At 61.6% G+C, this 18,916-nt stretch carries 20 protein-coding genes, 1 tRNA gene and 1 pseudogene; 10 read left to right on the plus strand and 12 right to left on the minus strand.

Annotated features, from left to right (window positions below; translation table 11 throughout):
• The first annotated feature begins 88 nt into the window (after positions 1 to 88).
• The 5 genes and pseudogenes from VA602_RS03835 (at position 89) to VA602_RS03855 (ending at position 2,777) form a co-directional block, all read left to right on the plus strand.
• Entirely contained in the window at positions 89 to 484 is a 396-nt protein-coding gene (locus tag VA602_RS03835; RefSeq protein WP_281868630.1) for a carbon storage regulator, read from the plus strand.
• The gene (locus VA602_RS03840; RefSeq protein WP_323452531.1) at positions 481 to 624 is read left to right on the plus strand and encodes a hypothetical protein; all 144 of its coding nucleotides are present in this window, start codon (positions 481 to 483) and stop codon (positions 622 to 624) included. The genes VA602_RS03835 and VA602_RS03840 overlap by 4 nt, the downstream gene beginning before the upstream one ends.
• Positions 621 to 1,399 (plus strand): annotated as a pseudogene (locus tag VA602_RS03845) (hypothetical protein). Before VA602_RS03840 ends, VA602_RS03845 begins: the two are co-directional and overlap by 4 nt.
• Before the next feature lie 9 nt (positions 1,400 to 1,408).
• The gene (locus VA602_RS03850; RefSeq protein WP_323452532.1) at positions 1,409 to 1,639 is read left to right on the plus strand and encodes a hypothetical protein; all 231 of its coding nucleotides are present in this window, start codon (positions 1,409 to 1,411) and stop codon (positions 1,637 to 1,639) included.
• A 1-nt stretch (position 1,640) separates the two neighbouring features.
• Positions 1,641 to 2,777: a tyrosine-type recombinase/integrase gene (locus VA602_RS03855; protein WP_323452533.1), complete on the plus strand. Its 1,137-nt coding sequence runs from the start codon at positions 1,641 to 1,643 to the stop codon at positions 2,775 to 2,777.
• A gap of 132 nt (positions 2,778 to 2,909) precedes the next feature.
• Here the strand turns inward: VA602_RS03855 and VA602_RS03860 are convergent.
• Positions 2,910 to 2,986 (minus strand) — tRNA-Val (locus VA602_RS03860).
• Positions 2,987 to 3,189: 203 nt separating this feature from the next.
• On the opposite strand from VA602_RS03860, the gene VA602_RS03865 reads away from it, so the two are divergent.
• Complete coding sequence (locus VA602_RS03865) at positions 3,190 to 4,473, plus strand: NAD(P)/FAD-dependent oxidoreductase (protein WP_054892068.1); 1,284 nt, start codon at positions 3,190 to 3,192, stop codon at positions 4,471 to 4,473.
• Between the two features lie 100 nt (positions 4,474 to 4,573).
• On the opposite strand, the gene VA602_RS03870 is transcribed toward VA602_RS03865, so the two are convergent.
• Positions 4,574 to 5,311 carry a peptidase C39 family protein gene (locus tag VA602_RS03870; RefSeq protein WP_323452588.1) on the minus strand — a complete coding sequence of 246 codons (738 nt, stop codon included), beginning with the start codon at positions 5,309 to 5,311 and terminating at the stop codon, positions 4,574 to 4,576.
• Positions 5,312 to 5,470: 159 nt separating this feature from the next.
• On the opposite strand from VA602_RS03870, the gene VA602_RS03875 reads away from it, so the two are divergent.
• Entirely contained in the window at positions 5,471 to 5,650 is a 180-nt protein-coding gene (locus VA602_RS03875) for a hypothetical protein (RefSeq protein WP_323452534.1), read from the plus strand.
• A gap of 62 nt (positions 5,651 to 5,712) precedes the next feature.
• On the opposite strand, the gene VA602_RS03880 is transcribed toward VA602_RS03875, so the two are convergent.
• On the minus strand, positions 5,713 to 6,465 hold the full coding sequence (locus VA602_RS03880; protein ID WP_054892071.1) for a TerC family protein: 753 nt from the start codon (positions 6,463 to 6,465) through the stop codon (positions 5,713 to 5,715).
• 15 nt (positions 6,466 to 6,480) lie between these two features.
• The gene (locus tag VA602_RS03885; RefSeq protein ID WP_065862494.1) at positions 6,481 to 6,720 is read right to left on the minus strand and encodes a hypothetical protein; all 240 of its coding nucleotides are present in this window, start codon (positions 6,718 to 6,720) and stop codon (positions 6,481 to 6,483) included.
• 137 nt (positions 6,721 to 6,857) lie between these two features.
• Here VA602_RS03885 and nhaR point away from each other — a divergent pair, with 137 nt between their 5' ends.
• From nhaR to VA602_RS03900, 3 genes are all read left to right on the plus strand, one after another.
• Complete coding sequence (gene nhaR, locus VA602_RS03890) at positions 6,858 to 7,751, plus strand: transcriptional activator NhaR (RefSeq protein WP_323452535.1); 894 nt, start codon at positions 6,858 to 6,860, stop codon at positions 7,749 to 7,751.
• A 132-nt stretch (positions 7,752 to 7,883) separates the two neighbouring features.
• Entirely contained in the window at positions 7,884 to 9,095 is a 1,212-nt protein-coding gene (gene sstT / locus VA602_RS03895; RefSeq protein ID WP_323452536.1) for a serine/threonine transporter SstT, read from the plus strand.
• A 66-nt stretch (positions 9,096 to 9,161) separates the two neighbouring features.
• A complete protein-coding gene (locus tag VA602_RS03900) occupies positions 9,162 to 9,809 on the plus strand; it encodes a YceH family protein (protein ID WP_323452537.1) in 648 nt (215 codons plus the stop codon).
• Position 9,810: 1 nt separating this feature from the next.
• Here VA602_RS03900 and VA602_RS03905 read toward each other — a convergent pair whose 3' ends face one another.
• The 8 genes from VA602_RS03905 to galU form a co-directional block, all read right to left on the minus strand.
• On the minus strand, positions 9,811 to 10,002 hold the full coding sequence (locus tag VA602_RS03905; protein ID WP_054892076.1) for a hypothetical protein: 192 nt from the start codon (positions 10,000 to 10,002) through the stop codon (positions 9,811 to 9,813).
• A 168-nt stretch (positions 10,003 to 10,170) separates the two neighbouring features.
• Positions 10,171 to 11,733, minus strand: a complete 1,563-nt coding sequence (gene ahpF, locus VA602_RS03910; RefSeq protein WP_054892077.1) for an alkyl hydroperoxide reductase subunit F — start codon at positions 11,731 to 11,733, stop codon at positions 10,171 to 10,173.
• Positions 11,734 to 11,858: 125 nt separating this feature from the next.
• A complete protein-coding gene (gene ahpC / locus VA602_RS03915) occupies positions 11,859 to 12,422 on the minus strand; it encodes an alkyl hydroperoxide reductase subunit C (protein WP_004375926.1) in 564 nt (187 codons plus the stop codon).
• A 152-nt stretch (positions 12,423 to 12,574) separates the two neighbouring features.
• Positions 12,575 to 15,031: a fimbria/pilus outer membrane usher protein gene (locus VA602_RS03920; protein WP_323452538.1), complete on the minus strand. Its 2,457-nt coding sequence runs from the start codon at positions 15,029 to 15,031 to the stop codon at positions 12,575 to 12,577.
• 4 nt (positions 15,032 to 15,035) lie between these two features.
• The gene (locus VA602_RS03925; protein ID WP_063545329.1) at positions 15,036 to 15,779 is read right to left on the minus strand and encodes a fimbrial biogenesis chaperone; all 744 of its coding nucleotides are present in this window, start codon (positions 15,777 to 15,779) and stop codon (positions 15,036 to 15,038) included.
• A 58-nt stretch (positions 15,780 to 15,837) separates the two neighbouring features.
• Entirely contained in the window at positions 15,838 to 16,362 is a 525-nt protein-coding gene (locus VA602_RS03930; RefSeq protein ID WP_323452539.1) for a fimbrial protein, read from the minus strand.
• 215 nt (positions 16,363 to 16,577) lie between these two features.
• Complete coding sequence (gene gorA, locus VA602_RS03935; protein ID WP_153774852.1) at positions 16,578 to 17,933, minus strand: glutathione-disulfide reductase; 1,356 nt, start codon at positions 17,931 to 17,933, stop codon at positions 16,578 to 16,580.
• Positions 17,934 to 18,035: 102 nt separating this feature from the next.
• A complete protein-coding gene (gene galU, locus VA602_RS03940) occupies positions 18,036 to 18,875 on the minus strand; it encodes a UTP--glucose-1-phosphate uridylyltransferase GalU (protein ID WP_063545331.1) in 840 nt (279 codons plus the stop codon).
• Positions 18,876 to 18,916 lie beyond the last annotated feature (41 nt).

Genomic DNA, 18,916 nt, shown 5'->3' on the forward strand with positions numbered 1-18,916 from the left:
CGCTGCCTACCTGAACTGATCCACCTGATTTTTGCGAATGCCATCAATCGCGGCAGGCCCTCGGCTTGCCCAAAGCAAGGAGATTCACATGCTTATGCTCAGCCGCAACATCGGTAAGGCCGTCATCATCGGCGGCAACATCCGGGTCAGCGTGGCCCAGGTTAACGGCTGCCAGGTCCGCCTGGGGATCGAGGCGCCGCGTGGTGTGATCGTTGACCGCGAGGAGATCCATCACCGCCGGGTTGCCGAAGGCACCGCCCAGGATGCGCCGGGGTTCAACATCGACGACCACGTCAAGCTGGTGGCCGATGCTCGCCGGTACCGGTGGTTGCGTGACCGAGAGCGAATCGAAGATCCCGACGAAGACCTGCTGGTGGTGCGCGGCGATAACTGGCTATCCGGCGAAGAACTGGATCAGGAGATCGATACCGCCCTGCGCCTGGAAGCCTTGGAGCAGCAGGTGGTGCAGGACCAGCAGCCATGACTCAGGCCGGCCTGCTCCTGCTGCTGTGGGATGCCCTGCAGCACCGTCAAACCACCTTTGGCCAAGTGCTCGACCTGTCCACGGCTTGCGGCCTGGACGGTCGCCGGGTGCTGGCCGACCATTTTCGGATGCTGCCATGATCAAGCACCGAGCAATCAACCCGGCTGCCCTCCCCGCCATCGGCCAGCCTCTGGGCGGTGGCTTCTACGCCGGGCGCCTGTTCTTCGCCGGAGCCGAGCACGCGGTCATCGACTCCGGGCGCGGGTTCGAGAGCCAGGCACAGTGGCAGGACCAGTCAGGCCCAAGGATCACCGTTAAGGGCACCCAGTGCCGCCACGACGATTACGCCAACACCCTGGCCATGGCCGAATCCGGCAGCGCAATCGCCCGTAAGGTCCTGGGCATGACCATCCTGGCCAGCGGGGCTGGCACCTGCCGAGCATCGAGCAACTGCAGGTCATGCGGGCCAACCTGCTGCAACTGGAAGACTGGGGCCGGTACTGGACCATGCAACGTGAAGGCGGGCCAACGCAGGCCTTTACCAAGGCGGAATACTGGTCCAGCACGCAGAACACCTCCGGCAGCTCCTGGTGCCTGCACATGCTCCCTTGGTGCGTGCCGGCTACCAACTGGGCAACCAAGTGCAAGGGCATTCGCCCGGTGCGCACGCTGCTGATCAGCCAGGAGGCTTTCGTGCACGCGCCATCGACCGACGCGCCGGATCTGCGCGGCCTGGCCAATCAGGCGGCGGTGGCCACTGTACTCGAGCGCTTCGTGAACGAGGACGCAGGGAAGTTCTACGGACGCACCGAGGCCCTGGTGATGGAGCTGGCAACTTTGGCCGCGGCTAGCGCGGCAGATAAGCGCGACAACCGGAACCTGGCGCATCAGGCGTCGAATCACAGTGACAACTGAGGCTCAACCATGGCTAAAGTCATAGCTCAGATCACCGCCAGTCTGCCAAGGCTCATGGAGGTGGGAGAGTACCGAAAGCTGCGATACGCCGGCGGAAAACCGAGCTTGCAGCAGCTGAAAAAATGGATTGATGACGGAGAACTGGGTGGCGAAGTCCGCGGCGGCATGTACTTCGTCGACCTGCAGGCCGCAGTAATTGGATCGAGCGACCCGCTCTTGGCTCAGATGCTGGATATTTGAAATGGCACCACGACCGCGCAGCCCGAAGAACAGGAAGCTTCCGCCAAACCTTTACCCGAACGGGAAATACTGGCGTTATAAGAACCCGATCACCGGGAAGATGACCAGCATCAACAAGCCGTATGAGGAGGCGGTTCGCCTGGCGAAGGCTGCCAACGCCAAGCTGGCTTTTCTCATGACCGACAACGGCGAAATGCTGGCCACCATCACCGGCGACCGCCTACCGACTATCGGCAGCCTGATAGATCGCTTCGAAGCCGAATGGCTGCCAGAGCGCGGCTATGCGCGCTCGTCGCTGGACGAGATCGGCTACAAGCTCAAGCGCTATCGGGCAGATATCGGGCACCTGCTGGTGGGCCAGTTCGACGTTCTTGCTGCTGCCGAGTACCTGGATCAGTTCAGCAACAACGCTTACACGAAGCACCGCAGCCTGCTGGTCAGCCTGCTGACCTTCGCGATCGCCAAAGGCATGGTGGAGCGCAATGCGGCCGATATGACGCTGCTCAAGAAGGAAGCGAAGAAGAAGCGCCAGCGCCACACCCTGGAAGGCGTGCAGAAGATCCTCAACGCTGACACCACGCCAAGCTGGCTTACGCTCGCCATCAGGCTGGGCCTTACAAGCTTGCAGCGGCGCGAGGATATCGTGACCTGGAAGAAGTCGGCGGTCGACTTGATGAAGAACACCATCAAGGTATCCCCCGGCAAGACCGACAACTACGACACGCCGATACACCTGCAGATCATCATGGGTAAGGCGCTGCGCGAGACGGTGAACGAGTGCTTTCGATCGCCAGTCATTTCGCCACTTCTGATCCATTACCGCCCGAAGGCACGCCGGCAGGACCAGATCGAGGCGAAAGAGCATTGGACCGCGGTCACCCCGGATTACCTGTCCAAGAGCTTCAGGAGGGCCAGGGACGCGGCGAAAGCCTACGACCACCTGGAACTCGAAGAACGACCGACCTTCCACGAGATCCGAGCACTGGGCGCCTGGCTTTACGAGCAGCAGAATTTTTCAACTGAATACGTCCAGTTGCTGATGGGACACGCTACTGCAGAAATGACAGAACGGTATCAAGACGGACACGCACCGAAGGAAATTCGGTACGTCGAAGTGAAGGCTGATCTGGCCATCTGACGAACGGCAATCGCCCGCACAGACCAGATAGAGGTGGGTGGTTTTGCAAAAGTTTTGCAAAAGTTTTGCAAAAACAAAAAGGGCGACCCGCTAGGATCGCCCTTCAAGTGCCCGGAAACCGGGGCTTTCGTTTGGTAGGCACAATTGGACTCGAACCAACGACCCCCACCATGTCAAGGTGGTGCTCTAACCAACTGAGCTATGTGCCTGTCGATGAGGGTGCATTCTACGCGCTAGAAAATCCCTGTCAACAGTTTTTTTCGAGCTAACCTACTGATTCTAAAAATGTTTGCGCCCATGGGTGGCAGTAACGCTCCTGTAAAGGATTTTCACCATACGACTAGCGGGTGTTTATTATTATTGATAGCATCGGTACATTCGTTAAAAATATAAAACACGAGGTTTTCCGAGCATGGCTAACACCCCCTACCCCCAGTCCTACTACGCCGCCTCGGCCAACCCGGTGCCGCCACGTCCGGCGCTGCAGGGCGAGGTGGAGACCGATGTATGCATCATCGGTGCCGGCTACACCGGCCTGTCGAGCGCGCTGTTCCTGCTGGAGAACGGCTTCAAGGTGGCCGTCGTCGAAGCCGCCAAGGTCGGCTTCGGTGCATCGGGCCGCAATGGCGGGCAGATCGTCAACAGCTACAGCCGCGACATTGACGTCATCGAACGCACCGTCGGCCCCAAGCAGGCACAACTGCTGGGCGAGATGGCCTTCGAAGGCGGACGCATCATCCGTGAGCGCGTGGCCAAGTACAACATCCAGTGCGACCTGAAAGACGGCGGCGTATTCGCGGCCCTGACCAGCAAGCAGATGGGCCACCTGGAGTCGCAAAAGCGCCTGTGGGAACGCTTCGGCCACACCCAGCTGGAGCTCATGGACCAGAAGCGCATCCGTGAAGTGGTGGCCTGCGACAGCTATGTAGGCGGCATGCTCGACATGAGTGGGGGCCATATCCATCCGCTGAACCTTGCCTTGGGCGAGGCCGCTGCGGTCGAGTCGCTGGGCGGCGTCATCTATGAGCAGACGCCTGCCGTACGCATCGAGCGTGGCGCCAACCCTGTGGTACATACCCCACAAGGCAAAGTGCGCGCCAAATTCATCATCGTCGCGGGCAACGCCTACCTGGGCAACCTGGTGCCGGAACTGGCCGCCAAGTCCATGCCCTGCGGCACCCAGGTGATCACCACCGAGCCACTGGGCGATGAACTGGCCCGCACTCTACTGCCACAGGACTACTGCGTCGAAGACTGCAACTACCTGCTCGACTACTACCGCCTGACCAGCGACAAACGCCTGATCTTCGGCGGCGGTGTGGTCTACGGTGCACGCGATCCGGCGAACATCGAGGCGATCATTCGTCCGAAGATGCTCAAGGCCTTCCCTCAGCTCAAGGACGTGAAGATCGACTACGCCTGGACCGGCAACTTCCTGCTGACCCTGTCGCGCCTGCCGCAGGTCGGTCGTATCGGCGACAACATCTACTACTCCCAGGGTTGCTCGGGCCATGGCGTGACCTACACCCACCTGGCGGGCAAGGTACTGGCCGAAGCCCTGCGTGGCCAGGCCGAGCGGTTCGACGCCTTCGCCGGCCTGCCACACTACCCGTTCCCGGGGGGTCAGATGCTGCGCGTACCGTTCAGCGCCATTGGTGCGTGGTACTACAGCCTGCGGGATCGCCTGGGGTTCTGATGTAGCACCGTATTGTTCTTTTCGCGGGTAACCCCGCTCCCACAAACGTGCACCTGTGGGAGCGGGTTTACCCGCGAAGTGGAATCAGTACCGCCAGCAACTACTGCCCTAGGCTGCGCAGCGCCTGCTTCGCGGCAATCTCCTGGCCATCGCGCGCCAGCTCGTCGGCGGCCTTCAGCCAGCGCTGGCGATCGACCTGGGCCGGCAGGCGCTGCGGCGGTTGTACCAGCACAGCCCAACTCCCCTCCTTGGCCCAGGCGCTCTCGAAGGTGTCGAAATCCAGCAGATGCCGCCGGGCCATCCCTGAGCGCAGCAACACCCGCTGCTTGTAACGGTCGTAGCCAATCAACACCGCATAGCGTGGCTCGCCCCAGAGCGCCGAGCCGTCGTGATAACGCAACAGTACTGGATGACCGGCGGCCACCTGGGTGAGCAAGGCATCCAGGCGCTTGTCCAGCGGATAGACCACCATCCCGTACTCGCGGGCGACCCGGGGAATGCCGGTCTCCAGCGACGCCGCGCCCTGCGGCAGGTTCAGTGATTTGTCCAGCAGGCCAGGCGTGATCGGCGCGCCCTGCTGCGAAAGCACGGCGGCCAGGGCCATGGAGCCGCTCAAGTTGGCATTGCCACGATAGAACGGCACGCTGCTGATCTCGACCCGCTGCGGCAGTTTGTCGAGCGCCGCCGGTGGAGAACCGGCGCAACCGGCAAGGCTGGCGGCCACCAGGCAGACCGCTAGCAGGCGGCGCGGGCTCAGGGAGGTGAAGAAATGCTGCGACATGGACACTCGCTTGTTTCGACGCCCGGCAGACAGCGCCCGGCACTGGGCTCCGATCATAGGCGCCTGCGCGGCGCGGGTATAGCCCGCTTCGAGCTTGTAACGAAACGACGCAAACAATAGACCTTCGGTCAATGGAACGTCACACGCCTGCGGCTAGACTAAGTAAGTGTCTGGAGGGAACAGCCCACAGCTGTCCCGAGAGAAGGAGGCACGCACATGAGCCTGACAATGGCAATCTTCATGCTGGTCGCGATGTGGTTGAGCGTCGCCACCGCCATGCTCTGGGGGGTACTGCGCATCGCACGACGCCATGCCCGACCGCATCACACCCAAGCGGCCACCACGCCCAAGCCGCACCCGCTGCATCGCACCCGCCGGCACGCCGGGGCACATTGACCTGATCCGCAAAAGAACAAGGGGCTGCCTGGTAGCCCCTTCTCTTTTACCTCAGCCTGGTGTCAGCCTTGCGCCGCCTCGCGCTTCAGGCGTGCCCGGCGAACCATGATGTTGAGAATCTCGATCACCGTGGAGAAGGCCATCGCTGCGTACACATAGCCTTTCGGTACGTGGGCGCCGAAACCTTCGGCGATCAGCGTCATGCCAATCATGATCAGGAAGCCCAGTGCCAGCATCACCACGGTAGGGTTGTCGTTGATGAACTTGGCCAGCGGGTCGGCGGCCACCAGCATCACGATCACGGCACTGACCACGGCGATGATCATGATCGGCAGGTGCTCGGTCATGCCCACGGCAGTGATGATGCTGTCTACCGAGAAGACGATGTCCAGCAGCAGGATCTGGCCGATGGCCGCAGCAAAGCCCAGGGTTACGGTGGAGCCGGCCTTGGACTCTTCCTTCGCACCATGCGGGTCGACGCTTTCGTGAATCTCCTTGGTCGCCTTCCACAACAGGAACAGGCCACCGGCGATCAGGATCATGTCCTTCCAGGAGAAGGCGTGGTCGAACACCTCGATCACCGGCTCCGTCAACTGGACGATCCAGGCCACCGTAGAGAGCAATGCCAGGCGCATGATCAGCGCCATGCTGATACCGATGCGTCGCGCCTTGGAGCGGTAGGCCTCGGGCAGCTTGTTGGTGAGAATGGAGATGAAGATCAGGTTATCGATACCCAGCACGATCTCCATCGCCACCAAGGTAGCCAGGGCGACCCAGGCGGCGGGGCTCGCGGCAAGTTCCAGCAAGTATTCCATTTAGTGTTCCTTCGCTCAGATGTCCTGGGTGTCGTTCTTGTCTTGCTTGCTCTCGGGCTTTTGCCCTTCACCACCAAGAGTGTCGTTCAGCGCTTGCTGGGCCGCCTCGTTGGTCTTGTCGATCGCCTGCTTGGCCGATTCGGCAGCCTGGTTCAGCACCTGCTGGGCCGACTTCTCGGCCTGGTCGCACCCCGCCGTGGCCAACAGCGCCAGCACCAGTACCAACGGGGTGCCGATGGATTTCAGTTGTAGCATAGGGTCCTCGCTTATCGATATTCGGCTGGCGCGCGCACCGCGCCTGATGGGGTCGAATTCTAGAGAGGACAACAGTTCAGGAAAATTCGTATTTTTAGCGGTTATACTTCGTTTTTTTCGAATCGAGTAGCGTCTCCATGCTCAACTACCGGCAGCTTCACTATTTCTGGGTAGTAGCCCGCACTGGCAGCATCACCCGCGCCAGCGAGCAATTGAATCTCACGCCGCAGACCATCAGCGGCCAGATCAGCCTGTTCGAACAGACCTACAACCTGGAGCTGTTCCAGCGCGTCGGTCGCCAACTGGAGCTGACCGAAACCGGCCGCCAGACCCTCGCCTATGCCGAGCAGATGTTCCAGATCGGCAGCGAACTCGAGACGCTGCTGCGGGCCGGCCCCCAAGAGCAGATCCTGTTCCGCGTCGGGGTCGCCGACGTGGTGCCCAAGTCCATCGTCTATCGCTTGCTGGCACCGACCATGGAGCTTGACGAAGTACTGCGCATCAATTGCCGTGAAGACAAGCTGGAGCGCCTGCTCGCGGACCTGGCGATCCAGCGCCTTGACCTGGTGATCTCCGACAGCCCCATGCCCAGCCATCTGGACATCAAGGGCTATAGCCAGAAACTCGGCGAGTGCGGCCTGAGCTTTTTTGCTACTGCGGCACTTGCCACTCGGTTGAAGCAGCCCTTCCCCGGTTGCCTCAACGACGCACCGCTACTGATCCCCGGCCAGGAAACGGTGGTGCGCAGCCGCTTGTTGCGCTGGCTGGCCGAGCAGCAGGTGCAGCCGCGTATCGTCGGGGAATTCGACGACAGCGCCTTGATGCAGGCATTCGGACAATCGGGCAGCGGCGTCTTCGTGGCACCAAGCGTGATCGCCGATGAGGTGTGTCGGCAATACGGCGTGGAGTTGATCGGGCAAACCGAGGCGGTGCATGAGTCGTTCTATGCGATTTCGGTGGAGCGCAAGGTCAAGCATCCGGGAATCGTGGCGATTACCGAGGGGGCACGCAGGGAACTGTTCAACTGGTGAGGCCATGCTGGCTTTTTCTGGCAGATTGCACCGCGATCGCTGCAGTGCGTCGGAGGAACAATACCGTCAGCCCTGTCCTACAGTGCCTGTGCTAAAGTCCGCGGTTCGTTCAAACCCGAGACCCCGCTGCACATGAGCCCTGTTTTTCGCCTTCTCAACCGCACCAGCCTGGTGACACAGATCATCATTGGCCTGGCTGCCGGCATCGCCCTGGCGCTGATCGCCCCGAGCCTGGCCCGGGATCTTGCATTCCTCGGCAAGGTGTTCGTCTCGGCCCTCAAGGCCGTGGCACCGATCCTGGTGTTCGTGCTGGTCATTGCCTCCATCGCCAACCACCAACAAGGCCAGCAGACCCATATCCGCCCTATTCTCTGGCTCTACCTGCTGGGCACTTTCGGTGCCGCGGTGGTCGCCGTGGTGGCGAGCATGGCCTTCCCTTCGACTCTGGTGTTGAGCGCACATGAAGCGACGCTGAGCGCCCCCGGCGGCATTACCGAAGTGCTGCAGGGCCTGCTACTGAGCGCGGTGGACAATCCGGTGAGCGCACTGGTCAATGCCAACTTCATCGGCATCCTGACCTGGGCGATCGGCCTGGGCATAGTGCTGCGCAAGGCCGGCAAGGCAACGCGCGGTGTGGTCGACGACCTGTCCAACGGCATCACGCAGCTGGTTCGCGTGGTGATTCGCTTCGCCCCGCTGGGGATCTTCGGCCTGGTCAGCTCGACCCTGGCCGAGGCGGGCCTGGATGCCCTGCTCGGTTACCTGCACCTGCTGGGGGTGCTGATCGGCTGCATGCTGTTCGTGGCGTTGGTGATGAACCCGTTGATCGTGTTCTGGAAGATTCGTCGCAACCCTTACCCGCTGACCCTCCTGTGCCTGCGCGAAAGCGGTATCACCGCGTTCTTCACTCGCAGCTCGGCGGCAAACATTCCGGTGAACCTGGCATTGTCGGAGCGCCTGGGCCTGCATGAAGACACCTACTCGGTGTCGATCCCGCTGGGTGCGACCATCAACATGGCCGGGGCAGCGATCACCATTACCGTGCTGACCCTGGCGGCGGTGCATACCCTGGGGATCACCATCGACCTCCCGACCGCGGTGCTGCTCAGCGTGGTGGCTGCGGTCTGTGCCTGCGGCGCCTCGGGCGTGGCCGGCGGGTCGCTCCTGTTGATTCCTCTGGCTTGCAGCCTGTTCGGCATTCCCAGCGAGCTTGCCATGCAGGTGGTTGCCGTCGGCTTCATCATCGGTGTGTTGCAGGACTCGGCGGAAACCGCGCTCAATTCATCGACCGACGTACTGTTCACTGCGGCTGCGTGCGAGGCCATGGAGCGGCGTGCTGTCTGAGCCGCAATTGCTTAAGCCAGACGCAAGGCCTAGGCTAATGGCCTTTCCTAGTAACGAGACAGGGCCATGTCAGAACACGAAACCGCAGGCGAAGGCCGCCTCAACAGTATCGAGGTCCGTATCCTCGGCGCGCTGATCGAAAAGCAGGCCACCAGCCCGGAAAGCTACCCACTGACACTCAATGCGCTGGTCCTGGCCTGCAACCAGAAGACCAGCCGGGAGCCGGTGATGAACCTCTCCCCCGGCCAGGTCGGCCAGGCCCTGCGTGCACTCGAAGGCCAGGACATGGCCCGCCTGCAGATGGGCAGCCGCGCCGACCGCTGGGAGCAGCGGTTGGACAAGGCGCTGGAACTGGTGCCGGCACAGTTGGTACTGATGGGCCTGATGTTCCTGCGCGGGCCGCAGACTCTCAACGAATTACTGACCCGCAGCAATCGCCTGCACGAATTCGAAGACGTCGATCAGGTCCAGCATCAGCTGGAACGCCTGGTTTCACGTGGGCTGGCGTTGCACCTGCCACGTCAGGCAGGCCAGCGTGAAGACCGCTACACCCACGCCCTGGGCGATCCGGCCGAGATCGAAGCGATTCTTGCCGCGCGCCAGCAGGAAGGTGGTTCACGCAGTGCGTCAGGTGCGGCTTCGGACGAGCGGATCGAGGCGCTGGAAGCCCGGATCGCGGCACTGGAAGCCCGGCTGGCTCAGCTTGAGGGCTGAGTCAGGGCTGGTCGGGTTCGGGGAAGTTACGGCAGCTCTTGCGCTCGGCCAACTCTCTGTCGCTGGGGCGCTGGTCGACGAACACGGTGCGGCCGTCGGGATAGATTTCCAGATAGCCCCAGTGCAGGTCCTGCTCCTGCTGGCCGGGCTTGGGTGGCACCAACCACCAGGGTTCTCGACTGATCGGGGTCATGACTGTACCTCCTGGGAGCGTCTGCAGTAATCATAGACACCCTCGGGTGATACTTGGTTTGGTCGGCCATATCACGAAAAAGCCCGCTCCCACCGGTAAAGCGCAGCTCTCGAGAACTGCGCTTTACCGGTGGGAGCGGGCTTGTCCCGCGATCAGACCAGCGCTGACTTACGCCGGCGCCGAAGTCCGGATCAGGTGGTCGAAGGCTGCCAGCGAAGCTTTGGCGCCCTCGCCCACGGCGATGACGATCTGCTTGTACGGCACCGTGGTCACGTCACCGGCCGCGAACACACCCGGGATGCTGGTCTGGCCTTTGGCGTCGACGATGATCTCGCCGCGCGGCGACAACTCGACCGTGCCCTTGAGCCAATCGGTGTTCGGCAGCAAGCCGATCTGCACGAAGATACCTTCGAGCGCCAGTTCGTGGATCTCGTTGCTGGTCCGGTCTTCGTAGCGCAGGCCGGTGACCTTCTCGCCGTTACCCAGCACTTCCTTGGTCAGGGCGCTGGTGATCACCTTGACGTTCGGCAGGCTGTGCAGCTTGCGCTGCAGCACCGCATCGGCACGCAGCTGGCTGTCGAACTCGATCAGCGTCACCTGAGCGACGATACCGGCCAGGTCGATGGCTGCTTCCACGCCAGAGTTGCCGCCGCCGATCACCGCCACGCGCTTGCCCTTGAACAGCGGGCCGTCGCAGTGCGGGCAGTAGGCCACGCCACGGGAGCGGTATTCCTGCTCACCGGGGACATTCATTTCGCGCCAGCGGGCGCCGGTGGCGAGGATCACGGTCTTGGCCTTGAGCGACGCACCGCTGGCCAGGCGTACTTCATGCAGACCGCCATCGGCGGCCGGGATCAGCGCTTCACCGCGCTGCAAATTCATGATGTCGACGTCGTACTGCTTGACGTGCTCTTCCAGCGCAGTGGCAAGCTTCGGCCCTTCGGTCTCCTGCACGGAGATGAAGTTCTCGATCGCCAGGGTGTCGAGCACCTGGCCGCCGAAGCGCTCGGCGGCAACGCCGGTACGAATGCCTTTGCGCGCAGCGTAGATGGCTGCCGCAGCGCCAGCCGGGCCACCGCCGACCACCAGCACGTCGAAAGCGTCCTTGGCGTTGATCTTTTCAGCCTGGCGGCTGCCAGCACTGGTGTCGATCTTGCCAAGAATCTCTTCCAGGCCCATACGGCCCTGGCCGAACACTTCACCGTTCAGGTAGATGCTCGGAACCGCCATGACCTTACGCGATTCGACTTCATCCTGGAACAGCGCACCATCAATGGCGACGTGACGAATGTTGGGGTTGAGCACTGCCATCAGGTTCAGGGCCTGGACCACGTCCGGGCAGTTCTGGCAAGACAGCGAGAAGTAAGTCTCGAAGCTGAACTCGCCTTCCAGGGCCTGGATCTGCTCGATCACTTCGGCGCTGGCCTTCGAAGGGTGGCCGCCGACCTGCAGCAACGCCAGTACCAGAGAGGTGAATTCATGGCCCATGGGGATGCCGGCGAAACGCAGGCTGATATTGCCCCCGGGACGGTTGAGCGAGAATGACGGGCGACGGGCGTCGCTGCCGTCCTCGCGCAGGGTAATGAGGTTCGACAGGCCGGCGATCTCAACCAGCAGGTCGTGCATTTCACGGGACTTCGCGCCGTCGTCGAGGGAGGCAACGATCTCGATCGGCTGGGTGACCCGCTCCAGGTAGGTTTTCAGTTGCGATTTAAGCGTGGCGTCCAACATACGGGGCGATTCCTTTTTCAAAACTCGGATACAAAATCGCCCAGGCGAGGTCGCCCGGGCGTTTGACGGGGCAGTGAGTACTTCAGCTGTGGCGGCTGCTCACCGCCCTCGACTGATGCATGGACTCAGATCTTGCCGACCAGGTCCAGCGACGGCGCCAGAGTGGCTTCGCCTTCTTTCCACTTGGCCGGGCAGACTTCGCCTGGGTGAGCGGCAACGTACTGGGCAGCCTTGACCTTGCGCAGCAGCTCGGCTGCGTCACGACCTACACCACCGTCGTTCAGTTCGACGATCTTGATCTGACCTTCCGGGTTGATCACGAAGGTGCCGCGATCAGCCAGACCGGCTTCTTCGATCAGCACGTCGAAGTTGCGCGAGATGACGTGGGTAGGGTCACCGATCAGCGGGTACTGGATCTTGCCGATGGTGTCCGAAGTGTCGTGCCAGGCTTTGTGGGTGAAGTGGGTGTCGGTGGACACGCCGTAGATTTCGACGCCCAGCTTCTGGAACTCGGCGTAGTTGTCAGCAAGGTCACCCAGTTCGGTCGGGCAGACGAAAGTGAAGTCGGCCGGGTAGAAGAACACGACGGACCATTTGCCTTTCAGGTCGGCTTCGCTTACCTGAACGAACTCGCCTTTGTGGTAGGCAGTGGCGTTGAACGGTTTGACCTGGCTGTTGATGATTGGCATGAGAAACGCTCCTTCGAGGGTTAGTTAACTTGGGGTGGGTAACTTTCGATGGAGTAATCCTATCCAATGACCTCGACAATGGCTCATTGGTAAACCTCATGTTGGTGATTGGTTTTGGCTATAAGCTGCGCGACCGATAGATTTTTTCATTCCTATGCCTCGTCTGCCGGTCCTGAAGTACAGGTCGAGGCTGCGCCCTCTGCGTAATCCAGCCAGCAGCTCGCATCTGCTTGCTCACCCCAGGAGACCCTTACCCGTCCTCGCGCGTCATGCGAGCGAAAATGCAGGCGGCTGCCCTGCCCCACCATCCCCACCTCGTCACCTTGCACATCGAATACCTGGGCACCGAACGGCAAGGCATGCCCGTGCTCGTTGCGAGCCTCCAGCATCAGCAAGCGACCGCTGCGCGTCGGATAGTGCAGCAGTGTCACCGCACCGGCTCGGGGCACCACCGACTGACCGCTGATCTGCAACTCCACATCCTGTGACATGCCCTTGGGGTCCAGGTCGACGGTATTCACGCTGTAGGGGCTCAACGAGGGGACCACCGCAAAGCCCTGGGCATTCAGCCGCACACTCGGATGCTGTTGAATACGCGCCGCTTCAGCGAAGGGGGCATGGACGATAGCGAAACTTTCGCCCAACGGTTGTGCCAACAGTACACCTCCCGGATGGGCGACCACCGAGCCACGCGCGCCGAGTGCCAGCTGACGGGATCCCTGGCGCTGGGCCACGACCCCGCTCAGCTCTCCCGTCGGGCTGCGATGCACCAGGTTGGCGTCGAGCCCTGCGCCGCCTTGCCTTCCCTCCTGGTACACACTGGACAGGCCATACCCCCATTGCCCATCCTCGCCGGCAGTCGCGCTCCAGCGCACATTCGTCCTGGCCCCGCCTTCGGAGTCGCGGCTCATGCTGGAACTCAGCGATCCACGACGTTGCAGACCCAACGGCAAGCTGGCCGTCAGTGTCAAAGCGCTCACGGCCTGTCCGTTGCCTCGATACTCGCGCCCAAGCGTCATGCCGTAGGAGAGCGAGCGCAGATTGTTGTAATACCCCACGTTGTACTCACGATTGCCCACCCCAGATCCCCACTGCTTACCCGCGCTGGCCCTCAAGCTCAGACGACCGCTTCCGGGCAGGCGCTGCTGAAGTGTCATCGCTGCCCGCCAGTGCTGAGGCGAACGCTGATTTGTACGCTGCGTTTGCTGGCTGGTGCGGGCGAACTCGTCAAAGCTGTAGTAGTCAGCGCTATTGCGATGGGTAAGGCTGGCGCTCAGGTCGGTGGCCGTTGCCTCCACCCGCTGGCGCCAACTGAAACGCAGCGCCTGCCCCTGCGCGGAGCGACCCTGGCCTAGCGATGCCTGCGCCTGGTATGCGGTCAATCCAAAAGCACCAAAGCGGCTGTTGATTGCCCCCCCCATGGCGCTGGCCAGATAGTCCTCTGCCAGCCAGGCGCCTCCATGTACGCTGAAGGTGTTGTCCACCCCTTGCTGCCAACTGCCTTGCACATGCCCTGGGCCAGGACGCCCAAGGTCGTCGCGCCACACCCCCGCACTAAGGTCGAAACGGCTTGCCCCTTCTCGCAAGGCCAGTGGCGCGGCCTGATAGGGCAACGTGAAGCGTCGTACGCTGCCGTCAGCCTCCTCCAGGGTGACCTCCAGATCGTCGTTGAGGCCACTGGCATAAAGGTCGTCGATCTCGAATGGCCCCGGCGGCACCGTCGACTCATGCAGCAGCATCCCTCGCTGGCGGATGCTCAACAGCGACGTAGTATTGGCCACGCCCCTCACGACCGGCGCAAACCCCCGCTGTGCGCGGGGCAACATGCGCTCGTCAGTGGATAATCGCAGTCCGCGAAAGGCGCTGCTGTCAAATACATCCCCAGCAGCGTAGCCATCGCCGAGAGTAAGCTGGGCCGACCACAAGGGAACATCGCGCCGTACCGACGTCGCACCCGGCTGGTACCGGGCTGCGCGCTTGTCGCTCATCTGCGCATTGCCTTCGTGGCGCCAATACCAATCCCCGGTATTGAATCCGGCACGCAGGCCGAGATAGCCCTGCTGGCTACGACTGCCTGCCAGCAGGTCGTGCTGCTCATGGACATTCAGGCGGTAGTCGACAAACCCTGCTGTGACACCTGCATCCCAGGTATGGAATGGCAAATTGTCCTGGGGTTGGCGACGCAGCAAAGACCTGTCAATTTCAAGGCGCAGTTGCAAGGCCCCAAAATCCAGGTCCTCGCTGGCGGCCACCAGCAGTTGAGGCAACATCATGCAGCTGTCGGGGATGATCAGTTGCTTGCGCGGCTGAGCCGCCAGCCTCGCTAGATCAAGCCCCAACTCTTCGAGCAGGATTCGGTCATAACAGGGCGCCGCCTGACCGGATGCATCCCGATTGCGCAGAAACACGGTGCGCCGCCCTATCCACTGCTGGTTGAGGATGATATCCAGGGCAAAGTCGCCCTGGGGAACCGAATCGCTGGCCTGGAAACGCTCGAGATTGATCGTGCTGCCCTGGCGCAACAGGCCGGGATCGAACTCCACACCAGGTACAAGCCCGACATACCCTCCTGTCATACCGAGAATGGCCCACCACCGGCGAAAACTCATGGGTTTAACGGCCTTGAGGGAACTGCAGGATTGCAACAGCTTCTCGAGAGGCGCCGTAGTCATCCAGGTACTGATAGCGGACCTGGGAAACCGCATCGGGACGAGACGGCGCGGAGCTCAACGCGAAACGGGCGCTGCTGAGGGGAGCAACATGGCCTACCGATGCTGGCAACGCCGAACCCGGATGGACAGCCTCAAGCTTGGCGAGATTGACGTGATAAGGCGTGGGATTGTCCGCGTGCAGTACCCAGCCCTGGGATTCCCTGACCAGGCGCCAGGTAAGCCGTGCATGAGCATCGGCGGGCTTTGCGGCCAATCCCTGCGGCCGATAGAACAGTTTGATACGAGTCCTGAGGGAAATCTGCAGGCTGTTATCGCCACCACCTTTCGGCGGGACATCGAGTACATTCAGCCAGTACAGGCTCTCTCGATCCGTTGGCATGGCACGACTATCGTGAAACACCCTCAGGCTCTGGCGCTTGCCCGGGTCCAGGCGCAACAACCCAGGTGTCACGCTGAATGGCCCCTGTAACTCATCCTCGGCCTCTTCCGGCCCTCCCTCGTCGACCCAGACCTGCACCAGCGACGGATACCGTCCCTCGTTGCTCAACCTGACAGTGACCTCGGAGCTCTCGGCGGGATAGACGACCCGCGTGGTGGCAATCACCACACTGGCATTGGCCTGCGTGCACGACAGAAACGCGGCCAGCAACGATCCCCACCCCATGGCGCTGAGAGATAGCTTCATGATGTTCCACTCGAAAATTGGGAGCGGAGCAGCCCCGGACAGGGCTGCTCCATAGGACTCAGAGATAATCCAGCGAGTAGCGGATTCTGGAACTGACCAGGCCTGGGGTAGTGCGGCCTGTCGAGTAGTACTGGGCGTAGTAGCGCAGCGTCGCGTTACCGTCCACGAGGGTGACTTGCTGGGAGTTCTGCGAACCCTTGGCTGCAGCGAGATTCATGACGCTCTTGGCGCTGTTGAGCAATTGCAGCTCGACGTTTTCACTGCCGCCGGCATCGACGATCAGACGCCCTTGATCACTGACGCTTGCACCTGGCTCGAAGTAGGTTGAAACCTGGCCGACATGGGTACAACCCGTCAGTTGCAATACGAAGGGCGTTTCCCCTTCCACATCGCCTGGACGCACGAGTTTCGCGGCGTTGACATCCGGCAGGGTCACCGGAAGATTGCCGTCCCCCCCATTGATGATGCACGTCGGCGCCAGAACCCGCCCCTGAAAGCTGATTTCGCCATGGTCTGCCTGGGCCCCCCCAGCGATCAGCGACAACCCGCAGAGCGCAAAAACACTTTTGTAGAACCTGTCCATATCATCCTTCCTCAAGCTAGACGATCAGGCACATGCCGAACCGGCGCCGTAGAGCGGCGCGGCAACAGTATCTGCATCAGCCTTGGGAGGCTCTGTCGGTGATTGGTTGATCAGCGGCTAGCGACAACCATGACAGCGGTAGGATTCTCTACTATGCGATTGTGGGAACAATCCCCAGGCCTCATGCTTCGAGGCCCGGAGAATGCTGCGAACTATCAACGAGTTACAGTCCGCATCGTGACGAATTCCTCGGCGGCGGTCGGATGCACGCCGATAGTCTCGTCAAACTGCTGCTTTGTGGCGCCTGCCTTGAGTGCGATACCCAGCCCCTGGATGATCTCGCCTGCATCCGGCCCCACCATATGGCAACCCAGGACCTTGTCGGTCTCGGCATCGACCACCAGCTTCATCAGGGTCTTTTCCTGCAGGTCGGTGAGGGTCAGCTTCATGGCGCGGAAGCGGCTCTCGAAGATCTGGATCTTGTGGCCGGCAGCCAGTGCCTGCTCTTCGGTCAGGCCGACGGTGCCGATCGGCGGCTGGCTGAACACCGCCGTGGGGATGTTCTGATAGTCCACCGAACGGTACTGCTCAGGCTTGAACAGGTGACGGGCTACCGCCATGCCTTCAGCCAGAGCGACCGGTGTGAGCTGGACACGACCGATTACATCGCCCAAGGCGAACACCGAAGGCTCGGTGGTACGGTACAGGTCGTCGACCCGGATGTAACCGCGCTCGTCGAGCTCCACGCCGGTGTTCTCCAGCCCCAGATTGTCGAGCATCGGACGACGACCGGTGGCGTAGAACACACAGTCGGCGATCAACTCCCGACCGTCCTTGAGCGTCGCCTTGAGGCTGCCATCGGCCTGTTGGTCAATACGCTGGATATCAGCGTTGAACTGCAGGTCCAGACCGCGCTTTTCCAGTTCCTCCTTCAGGTGGGTACGTACCGAACCATCGAAGCCGCGCAGGAACAGGTCGCCGCGATACAGCAAGGTGGTATCGGCGCCCAGGCCCTGGAAGATGCCGGCGAATTCGACGGCAATGTAGCCACCACCGACCACCAGCACCCGGCGTGGCAGCTCCTTGAGGTAGAACGCCTCGTTCGAGGTGATCGCCAGTTCCTTGCCAGGGATGTCAGGCACCTGTGGCCAGCCGCCCGTGGCGATGAGGATGTTCGCCGCGCTGTAGCGCTGACCTTCTACCTCAACCTCATGGGCACCGGTCATGCGCGCATGACCTTGCAGCAAGGTGACGCCGCTGTTGACCAGCAGGTTGCGGTAGATGCCGTTGAGACGCTCGATCTCACGGTTCTTGTTGGCGATCAGGGTGCCCCAGTCGAAGTGACCTTCTTCGAGGGTCCAGCCGTAGCCGGCCGCCTGCTCCAGCTCATCGGCGACGTGTGCACCGTACACCAGCAACTTCTTCGGCACACAGCCGACGTTGACGCAGGTGCCGCCCAGATAACGACTCTCGGCCACCGCCACCTTCGCCCCGAACCCCGCGGCAAAGCGCGCCGCGCGTACACCGCCGGAACCGGCACCAATCACGAACAGATCAAAATCGTAGGCCACTTTCCAGACTCCACAAAAAAAGCCACCCGAGGGTGGCTCTTTTCGTGACGCGCTGCAAGCGTCAGACAGCAAGAAAAGTGACGCTGCAGCGCTGGCTCGGACTCAGTAGGCCTTGCCGGTCTTGTAGTAGTTCTCGAAGCAGAAGTTGGTGGCGTCGATATAGCCTTCGGCGCCGCCGCAGTCGAAACGCTTGCCCTTGAACTTGTAGGCAATGACACAACCGTTCTGTGCCTGCTGCATCAGGGCGTCGGTGATCTGGATCTCCCCGCCTTTGCCCGGCTCGGTGTTGGCGATGATATCGAAGATGTCCGGGGTCAGGATGTAGCGGCCAATGATTGCCAGGTTCGACGGCGCATCTTCAGGCTTGGGCTTCTCGACCATGTTGGTCACGCGGAAGATGTCATCGCGGATCATGTCGCCAGCAATCACGCCGTACTTGTTGGTTTCCTGCGGATCGACTTCCTGGATGGCAACGATCGAGCAGCGGAACTGATTGAACAGCTTGACCATCTGCGTCAGTACACCGTCACCTTCAGGGTTGACGCACAGGTCGTCCGCCAGCACCACGGCGAACGGCTCGTCACCGATCAGGGGGCGACCGGTGAGGATGGCGTGGCCCAGGCCTTTCATTTCAGTCTGGCGGGTATAGGAGAACGAGCACTCGTCGAGCAGGCGACGGATACCGACCAGGTATTTTTCCTTGTCGGTGCCCTTGATCTGGTTTTCCAGCTCGTAGCTGATGTCGAAATGGTCTTCCAGCGCGCGCTTGCCGCGCCCGGTGACAATGGAGATCTCGTTCAGACCGGCGTCCAAGGCCTCTTCAACGCCATACTGGATCAGTGGCTTGTTCACCACCGGCAGCATTTCCTTGGGCATGGCTTTGGTAGCGGGCAGGAAGCGGGTGCCGTAACCGGCTGCCGGGAACAAGCATTTTTTGATCATATACATCCTTAAACAAGGGCTGGGCCTGTGGTATTCGGCGC

This window comes from Pseudomonas machongensis (genome assembly GCF_034961125.1).
GTDB classification, from domain to species: Bacteria; Pseudomonadota; Gammaproteobacteria; order Pseudomonadales; family Pseudomonadaceae; genus Aquipseudomonas; species Aquipseudomonas machongensis.